The 14,334-nt window shown below is 62.2% G+C and carries 10 protein-coding genes; 6 read left to right on the top strand and 4 right to left on the bottom strand.

All coding sequences use genetic code 11. From position 1 onward, the window contains the following. Window positions 1-47: 47 nt before the first annotated feature. Window positions 48-1,262 (bottom strand): PAS domain-containing protein, encoded by a 1,215-nt coding sequence (locus D0N36_RS07275; RefSeq protein ID WP_116940739.1) that lies wholly within the window; start codon window positions 1,260-1,262, stop codon window positions 48-50. Window positions 1,263-2,054: 792 nt separating this feature from the next. Here D0N36_RS07275 and D0N36_RS07270 point away from each other — a divergent pair. Together D0N36_RS07270 and D0N36_RS07265 are read left to right on the top strand one after the other, a co-directional pair. Then, window positions 2,055-4,565, top strand: coding sequence for a PAS domain-containing sensor histidine kinase (locus D0N36_RS07270; RefSeq protein ID WP_116940738.1), 2,511 nt, complete (start codon window positions 2,055-2,057; stop codon window positions 4,563-4,565). A 249-nt stretch (window positions 4,566-4,814) separates the two neighbouring features. Further along, a complete protein-coding gene (locus D0N36_RS07265) occupies window positions 4,815-5,237 on the top strand; it encodes a response regulator (protein WP_116940737.1) in 423 nt (140 codons plus the stop codon). 93 nt (window positions 5,238-5,330) lie between these two features. On the opposite strand, the gene D0N36_RS07260 is transcribed toward D0N36_RS07265, so the two are convergent. Continuing rightward, entirely contained in the window at window positions 5,331-5,696 is a 366-nt protein-coding gene (locus D0N36_RS07260; RefSeq protein WP_190242562.1) for a hypothetical protein, read from the bottom strand. A gap of 355 nt (window positions 5,697-6,051) precedes the next feature. Between D0N36_RS07260 and D0N36_RS07255 the strand changes: the two genes are divergently transcribed. The 4 genes from D0N36_RS07255 to D0N36_RS07240 all read left to right on the top strand — a co-directional run bounded on the left by D0N36_RS07255 (window position 6,052) and on the right by D0N36_RS07240 (window position 12,866). Next, entirely contained in the window at window positions 6,052-6,261 is a 210-nt protein-coding gene (locus tag D0N36_RS07255; protein WP_116940736.1) for a hypothetical protein, read from the top strand. A gap of 5 nt (window positions 6,262-6,266) precedes the next feature. Then, complete coding sequence (locus D0N36_RS07250; protein ID WP_190242561.1) at window positions 6,267-7,538, top strand: serine hydrolase; 1,272 nt, start codon at window positions 6,267-6,269, stop codon at window positions 7,536-7,538. 634 nt (window positions 7,539-8,172) lie between these two features. Beyond that, window positions 8,173-9,075, top strand: a complete 903-nt coding sequence (locus tag D0N36_RS07245) for an ABC transporter ATP-binding protein (RefSeq protein ID WP_116940734.1) — start codon at window positions 8,173-8,175, stop codon at window positions 9,073-9,075. A gap of 68 nt (window positions 9,076-9,143) precedes the next feature. Continuing rightward, entirely contained in the window at window positions 9,144-12,866 is a 3,723-nt protein-coding gene (locus D0N36_RS07240) for an ABC transporter permease/M1 family aminopeptidase (RefSeq protein WP_116940733.1), read from the top strand. A 381-nt stretch (window positions 12,867-13,247) separates the two neighbouring features. Here the strand turns inward: D0N36_RS07240 and ccoS are convergent, their stop codons facing one another. Beyond that, a complete protein-coding gene (ccoS, locus tag D0N36_RS07235) occupies window positions 13,248-13,403 on the bottom strand; it encodes a cbb3-type cytochrome oxidase assembly protein CcoS (protein WP_116940732.1) in 156 nt (51 codons plus the stop codon). Window positions 13,404-13,501: 98 nt separating this feature from the next. Further along, window positions 13,502-14,299, bottom strand: a complete 798-nt coding sequence (locus D0N36_RS19545) for an HAD family hydrolase (protein ID WP_242478835.1) — start codon at window positions 14,297-14,299, stop codon at window positions 13,502-13,504. Between the last annotated feature and the right edge of the window lie 35 nt (window positions 14,300-14,334).

Genomic DNA, 14,334 nt, shown 5'->3' with positions numbered 1-14,334 from the left:
GGAAACTACAAAAGGCGGGTAGATAGGGAAGCAAAGACAGGCCTTGCTTAAGAAGCCAAGCCACTATCGGCGGGAGCGTCCGGCGTCCGGCTGCGGAGTTGCTCCAGGGCTTGGCGGGTGCGCACCAGCTCGCTCACGTCGTAGGCGTAGGCCGTGATGCCGGCTGGCTGGCCGTTTTCTTCGAAGCGCTGATAATAGAAATTAAAGTAGCGGTCGTGCAGCTCCTGGCCTTCGGGACCGGCCAGCTGCACCAGCAGCTCCTCGCCCACCACGGGCTCACCGGTGCGAAACACGCCGTCGAGCAGGGCCACAATGCCTTGGCTTACGACTTCGGGAAACACCTCGGCCACGGTTTTACCTACAATCTCGTGCTGGCCCACCAGCTCCCGGAAGCGGGTATTGGCAAACTCGTAGCGGTGTTCGGGGCCGCGCACCACGCTAATCATGGCCGGGGCACCGGCAAACAGGTCCAGCAGGAGCTGGCGCTGCTGCTGGGCCCGCTGGTACTGCTCGTAGGCCTGGTCCGAAAGCAAGGCCTGCTGCTCATTGGCTTCCAGCAGTTCCTGCACCATCTGGCGTTGCTCGTGAATGTCGGTGTTGCAGCCCACCCACATCTGAATCTGGCCGTCGGGGCCGAGGCGCGGTACGCCCGTGGCTAGGTGCCAGCGGTAGCTGCCATCACGCCGCCGCATGCGGTACTCGGCCTGGTAGGAGGTGCCCTGTTGGCGGGCGGCCTCCCAGCGGGCGGTGGTGGGGGCCACGTCGTCGGGGTGCAGGTCTTCCACCCAGCCCCAGCCCAGGGTGTCGGCTAGGGAGCGGCCGGTGAGGTCGGTCCAGCGGGCGTTAAAGAATTCGGCTTCGCCATCGGGCCGGGTAGTCCAGACCAGCACGGGCAGGCTTTCGAGTATAAAGCGGTTGCGCTCAGTCGCCTCATCGAGGGTGCGCTGCACGTCGGTGGCGTGCCGGGCGGCCAGCGTGGCTTCGGTCACGTCTTCCGACGTTTGCAGGATATAGCGCAACTCGCCGCGGGCGTCGAGCTGGGGGTGGTGGGTAATCTGCCAGTACCGCTCCTCGGTGCCCCCGCCCAGCGCGATGGGCCGCGCAATGTCGTAGCGTAGCAGCGGCATTACGTGGGCCCGCAGGGTGCGCCGCACCGCCTCGTGCGAGGCCAGCAGACCGGCTTGGCTTTGGGGGTCGCCGGGGTAGGCGTCAAAAATGTAGCGCCCCACTGCCTGCTCGCGAGGCAGCAGCGAGATGGCCACATGCTGGTCGGAGTTATCAAGATGGTACCATCGGGGGTCAGCAGCAGGTGCGCGCCGGGCAGGGCGTGAAACAGGGCCTGGTAGTCGATGGAAGCAGGGGAATTAGCCATGGGGGGGAATTGTGGACGTAAAACTGGCGGGCAGGAATGAAGCCGTGGTAAAGTCCGGGTAGGTAAAAGACTTCCGGAATCAGTAAACAACCGAAACGCCAGGCCGGGGGGTGCAAAAGCTGCTGTACTGCGCGGATGATTACGCAGTATTGGGGTAAATATACTCCGCACTCGTCTGCTTGACGTTTTCTGCTGAGCGTTTTCTTATTCAGGAACCAGCCGCTTCCCCACAACCGGGTCGACGAGTACCAGCTAAAGCCGGTTGGCGTTACTTTCTCCTCACTCGCGTTGCGTAGTCGGCTTGAGCGACGATTTTTCGGTTCAATTCCTTGGTGTGCTATGTTTTCCATTCTCTGAGAGGACCCGACAAGCCGGAATGAACCTGCGCGGAAGACCTGCTGCCTAATGGTCCGGGGAGTGCCGGGGTCGGAAGCAGCCCGGCCGGGTAGCTCCCGGTGGCCCAGCCGCGGGGTCGGTGGCGCGCCAGTTTACCCGATTCCGGTTGTTGCGCAAGCTGCGCCGTATAGCCTGGCACCGGGTTCCGCGTGGACGTCCGCCCGGCCTGCTTCCTACTCTGGAGGCCCTTCCACCGCCCCCGCGCGGCCGTCGGATTTTTATCCCGCCCGCAGATGCGGCCGCTGCTTTCCCGGCCCCGTTTTCTTTCGCGCTTTTGGCGCGCCCTATGGATTTTCCTTCTCTCCCCGTCGCGGGGAACCCACTCGTACTATTGGCCGACGCCGAAATGGTGTGCGCCGGGCTCGACCTTTCGCCCAAGCCCCTGCTGCTCTGCCGCCCCGTTTTCGGGCCAAACGACCAGCTCCTTGATTTCGCCCTCGACTACCTGAACGCCGCGGCCCAGCGCCAGCTGGCGCTACCGGCGCGGCCCGGTGGCACCGTGCGCACCCACTTGCCCGAGGCCCAGGCGGCCGGTATGGTAGCGTTTTGCCAGCGGGTGTTTGAAGCCGGCATGGCTGGCCAGGCCCAGGCCAACACCGCGGCCGAAGGCTCCGAAACATACGGCCCCTTGGCGGCCCGCCGTAGCGGGGCCCAGCTGGTGGTGAGCCTGCCCGATGCGGAAGCCGAGGGCCACCGCGCTACACAGGAGGCCCTGCGGGCCAGTCAGGCCGGCGAGGCCGATGCCCTGGCCGAGGCGCTGCGCCAGCGGCTACGGCTGCTGGCCGTGTTCGAAGAAGCGCCCGGCCTCATTGCCCGGCTCTCGGGCCCCGACCACGTCATCGAGCTGGCCAACGACGCTTTTCGCCAGGCCTTCGGCGGGCGCGAACTGGTGGGCCGGCCCTACCGCGAGGCCGCTCCCGAGCTGGCCGACCAGTCCTTTTTCGACTGGCTCGACACGGTATACCGCACCGGCGAAACCTACCATGGCCAGGAAGTGCGGGCCGAGCTGGACCGCACCAATACGGGCCAGCTCGAACCCTCTTACTACAATTTTACCTACCAGGCCACCCGCGACGCGGCAGGGGCCGTGGCCGGGGTGCTGGTGTTTGCCTATGATGTGAGCGAGCAGGTGCGCGCCCGCCAGCAGCTGGAGCAGCTCAACCAGGAGCTGGAAACCCGCGTGGCCGAGCGTACCCGCACCGCGGTGGCCGCCCAGGCCGAAGTGCTGGCCGCCGCCCGCCGCCAGGTGCAGGCCCGCGAGGCATTCTACCAGGTATTCGAGCAAACCCCGGCCCTGATTGCGCTGTTGCGCGAGCCCAACCACCGCATCGAGTACTGCAACCCGGCCTTCGAGCGGCTGTTTCCCGGTCCCGATTTGGTGGGCCGCCTCCTCAACGAGGTGGCCCCGGAGCTGGTGGCCTCGGGTTTTATTGGCCGGCTCGACCACGTGTACAGCCAGGGCAGTACCGGCGTGGACTACGCCGTGCCGTTCGTGGGGGCCGCCCCCGGCAATGGGGCCCCGCAAACAGCCTATTTCACCTTCACCTACCAGGCTTACAAGGAAAGCGGGCGCACGGCAGGCGTTTCCGTGTTTGCCTACGACGTAACCGCGCAGGTACTGGCCCGCCAGGCCCGCGAGCAGCAGCAGCAGCAGCTGGAGGACCTGTTTATGCAGGCCCCGGCCCCCATCGTTATCCTCGACGGGCCCGACCTGGTGTTCCAGCTGGTGAACCCGGCCTACCAGCAAATCTTCCCCGGCCGCGAGCTGGTGGGCAAGCCCTTGCTCGAGGCCCTGCCCGAGCTGGTGGGCACGGTCATTCCTGACCTGTTCGCGCAGGTTTATGACACCGGGGAGCCTTATGTAGCCCAGGAAATGCCATTGATGATGGCCCGCCACGAAAACGGCCCGCTGGAAGAAATCTACTGGACGTTCTCCTACCAGGCCCGCCGCGACGAGCATGGGGCCGTGGACGGGGTGCGCGTGTTTGCCAACGAGGTAACCGAGCCGGTACGGGCCCGGCAACTGGCCCTGGCCAACGCCCGGCAGGCCCAGGAGCTGGCCCAGGAGCTGACGGCCGCCAACCAGCAGCTGAGCCGCGCCAATGCCGACCTCGACGCCTTCGCCTACACCGCCGCGCACGATTTGCGCGGCCCCGTGGACAACCTCGACGGCCTGCTCGTGGCCCTGCAAGAACAATTACCCCCCGCCGTGCGCACCAATCCGGACGTGCGGCCCCTGCTCGACCTTATACAGGGGGCGCTGGCCCGTTTCAGCCGGACCCTGGACCAGCTCACCGATGTGATTCGGGAGCAGGCCGCGCCCGAGCAGCCCGCCGAAGTAGTGGACCTGGCCGCCCTGGTGGAGGACGTGCGGCTGGACCTGGGCCCCTTGCTGAGCACTGGCACCCCGCAACTGCTGGTAGATGTGGCCGGCTGCCCCCGCCTCACGTTTGCCCCGCGCAATCTGCGCAGCATCGTCTATAACCTGCTCAGCAACGCCCTCAAGTACCGCGACCCGGCCCGTGAGCCGGAAGTAAACGTACGCTGCCGCACTCTGGGGGCCATTATCGTGCTCGAAGTGGCCGATAACGGCCTGGGCCTGAGTGCATCGCAGCAAGGCCGGCTGTTTGGGCTCTTCGAGCGCATGCACACCCACGTCGAGGGGTCGGGCCTCGGCTTGTACACCGTCAAGAAAATCGTGGAAAATGCCGGCGGCACCATTGCCGTGCAGAGTCAGCCCGGCGTAGGCACCACCTTTACCATCACGCTGCCCGGCTCCGACCCGATTCAGCCGTAACCCTTTCTTAGTTCTGCTTATGTCCTATCGTGCTTTCCGACGCAAAGCCGTTGGCCTAGCCTTCACCAAAAACACCCCGCTAGCCCCGGACTTTTACGAATAACAGCAGCTGGCCTGCTTAGCATAACGTTGCCTACCGCGTTTTAGCAGCCGGTTTCTGCTGCTTACATCGTATTTTTGTGAGCCAACGGGCAGCCCGAAATCTTTCGGAGCCCTGGTTTTGTTGCTGATTGAAAGCTCCTCTGTAACATGATAAAACTATCCAGCGTTTTGCTAGTCGACGACGATCCGGCTACCAACCACCTCAACGAACGCCTGCTGAAAGAACTCGGTGTGGCCGACCAGTACCTGTCGGCCAATGACGGCGAACAGGCTTTTGCGGCCCTCAAGGAGTTGAGCGCCAACGCTAACCCCAGCAGCCCCGTACTGGTGCTGCTCGACGTGAAGATGCCCGGCATGGACGGCATGGCGTTCGTGGAAGCCTACCAGCAGCTGCCCCTGGCCCAAAAGCAGGCCGTGGTCATCGTAATGCACACCGCGTCGATGAGCTCGCACGACCTGGGCCGCATCGAAGCGCTACCCATTGCCGGGCTCGTGAGCAAGCCCCTCACCAGAGACAAGGTTGACCTCATTCTTAAGCTGCATTATCAGCGCCAGTTTTTAGTAGGCTAAGCGCGTGCAGGAAGCGTCATGGTTCGGCAACGTGGGCGCCAGATGAACTTGACTGCTCTGGTTACGCCAATTAATGTTATATAAATCAGCAATTTAGCTCAGTTTCTTGTGCTCAAATTGCGGGTTGCCGCTGAGGGCTTCCTGCTGCAGGATAGATTCGTGGACTACGCGGGCCTGCTGGCCAGTCTGGTCGGTTTTTTGGAAAAACAGCTCGGTCACTTCGAGCTGCTGCTGGGCCATAAAGTGCATCCCCAGGTTGTGGAGTCGCCTTTTGATTTCTTCCAGCCCCCGCATGAGCTGGTAGAGCATGCTTTCGACCGACCCGGTAACTTCGCTCAGCAGCGCGCTGATGGTGTAGGCATGGCCGGTATGGCAGCGGTAGCGAATCAGCTTGCCCTCGATGAGCTGGGTAAAGGCGCCGTGGCAATCGGGGGCAGGTAAAGGACGTGCGCCGGCCATTGCCTATGATGCCCGGCCGAGGGCCCCGCCCTGCTTGGCGATGGTTGGTTTGATAAGGAGAAGGTCGAGCTCGGCGGCCAGCAGCGCGATTACAGCCCGGCAAATACTCCAGCACTCTGTGGGACAATACAGCGAGACCACCTCAGTAGGGCTGGGTTAAAAGTTTACCTAAAAAAGGGCACGTGAGCCCCGAATGGAATGTATTATACAGGAAGGAAATTGTTTTTTAACACTACCTTGCATAACAAGGATCTATATGTAAATTTGGGCATCCCAATTTGCTATTCGCTATGCTTAGCTGCTGCGAGTTTAGGCGGGGCCCTGTATTCTTCCTTGTTTGCTCTCTTTACTCCCTATGAAAAAGTCCCGATATCTCTTCCGGCTGCGCACTACGGGCGCAGCGCTGCTGCTCCTACTCGGCATCAGCTCGGCTACTCAGGCCCAATCCGCTCCCGATAGCGTCGATCTACTGGTGCAACGGGCTATGCGGCAGCTGCGCATTCCGGGGGTGCAGCTAGCCGTAGTGCGCCATGGCAGCTTATTAAGCTGGGCAACTATGGCTTAGCCAACGTGCAGGATTCGGTGCCGGTAACCACGCAAACCCCCTTTTTTCTTAACTCCATTACCAAGGCTTTCGTGGGCGTGGCCGCAATGCAATTGGTAGAAGCCGGCCAGCTCGACCTGACTGCGCCAGTTGGGCGCTACCTGCCCGAACTGCCCGCTACCTGGCACCCGGTCACCGTTCGGCAGCTGCTCACCCACACCTCCGGCCTGCCTGACATCCTGCCCGAGGACGCTCTGGTAACAGAAAATAATGAAAAAGCCGCCTGGACCCAGGTGCAAACCCAACCGCTGGACTTCCCGGCCGGTCAGCAATTCGCTTACAACCAAACCAACTACCTGCTACTGGGTCGCCTCATCGACAAGCTCAGCAGCCAGCCCTTTGCCCAGTTTATCCAGCAGCGGCAGCTTGAGGTGGTGGGCATGTCCCGTACCAGCATCGGTGACGCCCACGACGTGCTGACCCGCGGCGCCCGCGGCTACACCTACACCCAGTACGTGGACGGGCAGCGGCACCGGAGCCCGCAGCTGCGCAACCTGTTCGAAGTGTTTCCGCCCTCCCTGCGCCCGGCTGCAGGCATGAGTTCCACGGCGAAGGAAATAGCCAACTGGTTGGTTGCCCTGCAGCAAGGCAAGCTGCTGCAGCCTCAGAGTCTTCTGACGCTCTGGACGCCCGGACTTCTCACCGACGGCTCGCAGCGCGGCTTCGGCGGCAAGCTTACCGGCTATGCCTTGGGCTGGCCCACCGTTTCGCGGCCCGAACACCCGGCCGTGGCGCCTGTGGGCGGCGGCCGCTCTGCCGTATTTCTTTACCCCCAGGACGAGCTGGCCATCGTAGTGCTGACCAACTTGCAGGGCGCCAACCCGGAGCGGTTCGTGGACGCGCTGGCCGCCTGTTACCTGCCTGACATGCGGGTGGCTGACGGCTTCGGCTTGCCGCCCACCCTGCGCGCGCTGCACCGCACCGTGCGCCAGCGGGGCTTTTCGCACTTGGAGGAGGAAGTGAAGAAGGCTCGCCGCCGCGACCCGGTCTATGCCCTACCCGAAGATGCCATCAATGCCTGGGGCTACTCGCTGATCGAGCAGGGCCAGCTGACCGACGCGCTGTCCGTATTTCAGCTCAATGTGCGCCTCTACCCTACCAGCGCCAATACCTACGACAGCCTGGCCGAAACTTACGCCGCGCTGGGTAACCGGAAGCTGGCCTCCCGGCACTACACACGTGCCCTGCAGCTGAACCCCCAGAACCGCACGGCAACGGAGTACCTCCAGCAGCCGTGAGCCGGAGCACTGGAGGCACTGGAGGCACTGGAGGCGCTGGGGCTGGTGGTCTGACGGAAAAACCACCCCAACGCTCAATTGACTGCTGGACCCAACTTTTAACCAATGTCACTGCTGTGAAATGGAGCCAGGGCGCCAAGGCGTCTATTGCATAGATGGGTTGTTGCGCGACATCTATGTTTTAGAAGCCTGCCGCTCAGACTGGCAAACCTGGATAGCGTTGGTGGACGCGCACTACCCGGTACGATGGACGGAGTTCGGTAGAAAAGGGGGCACTACCGGACCTATTGGGGTAGCGGGCCGAAGACACCCTTTGTCGCTGATGCCATCATTCGGTTTAAGAAAACGGCAAAAAACCCCTGCACGGCGACTTCTGGTCTGGGAAAATCTGCTGCACGGGCCGGCATGCTTTGCCACCAAAGCCCGGGTGAAGCGTGGGCCCGGGGCTGGGGCATTACCCTTGAAGCCGCCGGGACGAAATACCGAAAGAACTAATAACCAGCGGATTTTCGGTTCCAAGCAACTGCCTGTTGAGGTTTTGCATCACAGGCCCGGATACTGGCTTGTAATGCCCGCGGCTATTCTCCGATTCAGTTACATCTCGTCTTTATTAAACGCCTTTTTCTCTGTTGACATGGCCCTTTCCATTACCAACCTCTCCAAAGCCTACCCCAACGGCACGCAGGCGCTCAAAAACGTGAGCCTGGAAATTCCCAACGGCATGTTTGGCCTGCTCGGGCCCAACGGGGCGGGCAAATCCAGCCTGATGCGCACCATCGCCACGCTGCAGGACGCCGACACTGGCTCCATCACGCTCGACGATATCGACGTGCTGCACAACAAAGAAGCCGTGCGCCGCGTGCTGGGCTACCTGCCCCAGGAATTTGGCGTGTACCCCAGCGTGAGCGCCGAGGAGCTGCTCGACCATTTCGCCACCCTCAAGGGCATTGCCAACGGCAAGGAGCGCAAGGAGATGGTGGCCGCCCTGCTGCACCAGACCAACCTCTACGACGTGCGCAAAAAGCACGTGGGCGGCTACTCCGGCGGCATGAAGCAGCGCTTCGGCATCGCTCAGGCCCTGCTCGGCAACCCCAAACTCATCATCGTGGACGAGCCCACCGCCGGCCTCGACCCGCAGGAACGCAACCGCTTCCACAACCTGCTTTCGGAGATTGGGGAGAACCTGGTGGTCATCCTCAGTACGCACATTGTCAGCGACGTATCGGACCTGTGCCGCCACATGGCCATCATCAACAAAGGCGAAGTGCTGCTCACCGGCGACCCGCTTTCGGTGATGAACAGCCTGAAAGGGAAAATCTGGCGCAAGCTGATTGAAAAGGCCGAGCTGCCGGCCCTGCAAGCCGCGCAGCAGGTGATCAGCTCACGCCTGTTCGCGGGCAAAACCGTGGTGCACGTCATGGCCGATTCCGCGCCGGACAGTGGCTTTGAGGCCGTAAATCCGGATTTGGAGGACGTATATTTTTCGGAGATTAAAAATTATGAATCGAGAATTAAAAATGGCCCCGTCATGGCCTAATGAGCTTCGCTGGGCGGCTTGCGTCCACCTCATTTTTAATTTTTAATTCATAATTTTTACTCGAAACCATGTTCCTTCCTATACTGCTCTTCGAACTGAAATACCGGCTGAAGCGGCCGGCTACCTGGATTTACTTTGCCATTTTATTTATCCTCGCGTTTCTGCTGGTCACGGCGGCGGGCGGCGGCTTTGGGCCGGGCACCGATGTGACCATCGGCGGCGACGGGCAGGCGGTAAAAATCAACTCCCCGTTTTCGGTGGCCATCACCATCACGGTGCTGAGCGTGTTCGGCGTCATCATCGCCTCCTCGCTCATGGGCAACCCCGTGTACCGCGACTTTGAATACCGCACTCACCCGTTGTTCTACACCACGCCCATTAGCAAGTTCGGTTACCTGGGCGGGCGCTTTCTGGGGTCGTATCTGATTGCGGTGCTCGTATTCACCGGACTGGGCCTGGGTGCCGGGTTGGCGGGCATCATGCCCTGGATGGAGCACGACCGATTTCTGGCCAGCACGCCGCTGGGTACTTATATCTGGCCCTACCTCACGCTGGTGCTGCCCAACCTGCTGTTTACGGGCGCCATTTTCTTCACCACGGCCACGCTCACGCGCAACATCCTGAGCACCTACATTGGGGCCGTACTCCTGCTGGTGGGCTACCTGGTGGCCAATGCCTACATCCGCGACCTCAAAAACGAGCACCTGGTGGCGGCCCTGGATGCCTTTGGTATCGCGGCCCTGAACTTCACCACGCGCTACCTCACGGCGCCGGAAAAGAACACGCTGCTGGTGCCCATGTCCAGTTACCTGCTGCTCAACCGCGCGGTGTGGCTGAGCTTCGGGCTGGCGCTGCTGGCGTTTTGCTACGCGCGGTTCAGGTTTTCGGCCCTGGCTTCGGAAAAGGTGTCGAAAAAGGTGCGCAACCCCACCCCCGGCCCCTCCCCGATGGGGAGGGGTGCGTTCAACGATTCTAATCTGGCTCCCCTCCCCGCCGGGGAGGGGCTGGGGGTGGGGTTACGCGGCCAGGGAGTAGCCGGCGGGCTGCGCCTGCTGCCCCGCGTGACGCAGGTGTTTTCCCGGGGCCTCAGCCTGAGCCAGTGGTGGAGCCTGACGAAGCTGGAGTTTCGCGGCATTGTACGCAGCCGCTACTTCGCGGCCATTGCGGGCGCGGGCGTTATCGTGCTGCTGGCCACCGCCTCCCAAGCCGGCAAAACGTTCGACACCCCCACGTTTCCGGTTACCAACCAGTACCTGACCATCGCCAGCGGGCCATTTTTTCTGTTCCTGTTCGCCATCATCATCTTCTACAGCGGCGAGCTTGTCTGGCGCGAGCGGCAGGCCGGCGTGGCCCAGATTGCCGATGCCGTGCCCATCCCCAACTGGGTGCCGTTTCTGAGCAAGCTGGCCGCGCTCTGGCTGGTGCAGGTGGTGCTCATGGCCGTGGTTATGGTGTGCGGCCTCATTATTCAGACTTTCAAAGGCTATTTCAACTACGAAATCGGCCTGTACGTGCAGGCGCTGTTTCTCTACCAGCTGCCTTACCTGCTGCTGCTCTGCGTACTGGCGATGGTGACGCAGGTGGTGGTGAACAACAAGTACCTGGGCTTTGCCGTCATCGTAGTGTACTACCTGGCCGACCAGTTCCGGCCGCAAATCGGCCTGGGCCACCGCTTGTTCGATTTCGGCGGGGGCATCTCGCCGGGCCCGTACTCGGCCATGAACGGCTACGGCCACTTTTTGCCCGCCTTCTGGTGGACCAAGCTGCTGTGGGTGGGCGTGGCCCTGCTACTGGTGCTGGCCGCCACGCTGCTCTGGGTGCGCGGCACTGACACCACCGGCCGCCTGCGCGAAGCCCGCCGCCGCTGGAGCACCGGCAGCAGCGCCACGCTGGCGCTGGGCCTGCTCGTGAGCCTGGGCGCCGGGGCCTATATTTTCTATAACACCAACGTGCTGAACAAGTACCTCAGCCCCAAGGCCGGCGAAAAGCAGCAGCTGGCCTACGAGCAGCAATACCGCCGCTACAAAGACGTGCCCCAGCCCCGCATCACGGCGGTGAACCTGAACACGGAGATTTTCCCCAGCACCCGCGCCGTGCGGTTCCGGGGCGAGTTTATGCTGGTGAACAAACGCCAGCAGCCTCTGGATTCGGTGATTGTGAGCCTGCCCATCGAGCGGAACCCGCGCGTGCGCAGCCTCGCGCTGGGCGCGCCCGGCCAGGCCACGCTGGCCCTGAACGATACCACCTTTGGCTTCCGCATCTACCGCCTGATCCGGCCCCTGGCGCCCGGCGACTCGCTGGCCCTCAGCATGGACTTGTTTTATCAGGAGCGCGGCTTCCCGAACGCGGGCTCCAACACGGACATCGTGTACAACGGCACCTTCATCAACAACGGCTACCTGCCCGGCCTGGGCTATCGCGACGAAGCCGAAATAAGCGGCGACCAGGACCGCAAAAACTACGGCCTGAAACCCAAGCCCCGCATGGCCAAGGTCGACGACCTCAAGGCCCGCCAGAATACCTACATCGGCACCGATGCCGACTGGATACGCTTCCAGACCACCGTCAGCACCGAAGCCGACCAGACCGCCGTGGCCCCCGGCTACCTCCAAAAGGAGTGGGTGAAGGACGGCCGCCGCTACTTCACCTACGTGATGGACCGGCCCATGAAAAACTTCTACACCTTCCTCTCGGCCCGCTACCAGCAGTACAAATCCGAGTGGGTGGATACCGCAGGCCGCCGCAGTATCCCAATCGTAATCTACTACCAACCGGGCCACGAGTACAACCTCAAGCGCATGGCTGAGGGTGCCAGGGACGCGCTGGCGTACTGCTCCAAGAACTTTTCGCCCTACCAGCACCGGCAGGTACGCATCCTGGAATTCCCGCAGTACAATTCTTTTGCCCAGAGCTTCGCCAACACCATTCCGTTCTCCGAGGCCATTGGCTTCGTGGCCGACGTGGACGACAACGACCCGGAAGACCTGAACATGCCCTACTACGTGACGGCCCACGAGGTAGCCCACCAGTGGTGGGGCCACCAGGTAGTGGGCGGCGCGGTGCAGGGCAGCACGCTCATGTCGGAGGCCCTGGCCGAATACACGGCCCTGATGGTGCTCCGCCACCACAACGGCCCTTCGGCGATGCAGCGCTTTTTGAAGCTTGATATGAACCGCTACCTGCAAGGCCGCGCTTTTGAGCAGAAGAAGGAAGTGCCGCTGGCGCTGGTCGAAAACCAGCAGTACATTCACTACCGCAAGGGCTCGGTGGTGATGTATGCGCTGCAGGATTACATGGGCGAGTCAGTCCTCAACGCCGCACTGAAAAAATACGTGGCCGCCGTGGCCTATCAGCCGCCGCCCTACACCAACTCGCCCGAATTCATCGGCTACCTGCGCCGGGCCGCGCCCGACTCGCTCCAGCCCTACATCACCGACCAGTTTGAGCGCATCACGCTGTTTGATAACCGCGTGACGGCTGCCACCAGCAAGAAGCTGCCCAACGGCCGGTACCAGGTCGACTTCACGGTGAAATCGGCCAAGTTCTACGCCGATAGCCTCGGCAACCAGCGCCCCGCCGACCAATCGCGCGACGCGCTGCCAGTGGCCATCTTCCCCGAGCTAGGCAAGGACAAAAAGCCCGTGGCCCCGCTGCTGCTGGTAAAGCGCCGCCTGCGCCCAGGCGACAACAAGTTGAGCTTCGTGGTAACTAAAAAACCAGCCTCCGTAGCCGTCGACCCCTATAACATGATTATTGACCGACGGCTTGATGACAACGTCAAGGAGTTTTAACGCGTGCTTTCGAACGGGTAATTACTTGGAAAAAATGGTGGAAGCGAGGGACCAACGGCCAGGTCGAGCGCATAAATCGCACGCTTAAAGAAGCCACCCTCCAGCGCTTCTAATATCAGACGACGCAAGACCTCAACGGGCACCTGCAGATCTTTTTGCTGGCCTACAACCCCGCCAAAAGGCTCAAAACCTCACGCGGCCTCACGCCACATGAATTTATGTGTGCCCAATGGTGGAAAAACCCCGCTAACTTTACTCAGGACTCGACCAATCTCACGCTGATACTATACAGCTAGATAAAAGGCTAAATGCCAGTTCCCCTTCGCCTTTTTCGGAGAGAGGATGAGGAGGTGAGGCGCAATGCAGGGCCTACTTGGATAACTACCCCAGCGGTGGCTCCTCCTCATCAAACAGCATCCGCACGGAAGGCGTGTAGGTATCGTCATACTGGCCCGAGCGCACCGACCACAGAAAGGCCGCCAGGAAGAACAGCGCCACCAGCAGGCTGATACCGATAAGCAGGAAGATAATGGTCATGGTGGTGGTTTTTTTTGAGCTATGCTAATCGCAAAGTGGTTTGTGAGAACGGTGTAGGGTGTGGGGACAAGCCCCGCCCCATACATCGTTCTTGTAGCTCAGAGCTGTACGTTCTTAGCCGAGCGGCGCACCAGCACGGTGGCCACAAGCATCACGCTCAGCGAACTGATGGGCATGAGGATAGCGGAAACGATGGGCGTGAACAGGCCCTGCACCGCCAACGCCAGCCCGAAGGCGTTGTAGCAGAAGGACAGCACGAACGTGGCCAGCACCACCCGCAGGCAGGCCCGCGAAAAGCGCATGAACGTGGCCAGCCGGCCGAACTCCGCCGCGTCGAGGAGGGCGTCGCAGGCGGGCGAGAAGTTGGTGAGCGTGTCGGTGAGGGCCAGGCCCGCATCGGCGGCGCGCAGGGCTCCGGCGTCGTTCAGCCCGTCGCCCACCATCACCACGGTATGGCCTTTGGCGCGCTCGGCGGCAATGTAGGCCAGCTTATCGGCCGGCGACTGGCCGAAGTGCAGCGCGGCATCGGGGCCCAGCATCGCACGCAGGCGGTCCTGCTCGGCGTCCGTATCTCCCGACAACACCGCCAGGCGGTAATGACTGCCCAGGCCGGCCAGCACCGCTGGCAGGTCGGGGCGATACACGTTGGGGAAGGTGTAGTAGCCCGCCGGCTCGCCATCAAACGCCACGTAAACCCGGGTTTCCGGTGCGTCAGGGGCGTTGGGCAGGGTGGCGGTGAGGGCGGATTTTTCAGCGGCTGGCGTGGGTTGGTTGGTGAAACCAGCGGCTCCCAGACGCACCGTAGCGCCCGTTTCGGCAGTGGCTTCGAGGCCCTGGCCGGGGGTTTCGTGGCAGTGGCGCAACGGCAGCGCCGGGCCAGCCGCCTCGCGGGCCAGCCGTTGGCTCAGCGGATGAGTTGATTGGGCGGCGG

The organism is Hymenobacter lapidiphilus (genome assembly GCF_003417065.2).
In the GTDB taxonomy this organism is placed as follows: domain Bacteria; phylum Bacteroidota; class Bacteroidia; order Cytophagales; family Hymenobacteraceae; genus Hymenobacter.
Note: the sequence above shows the minus strand (reverse complement) of the source record. Positions and strands in the feature narration are given on the sequence as shown.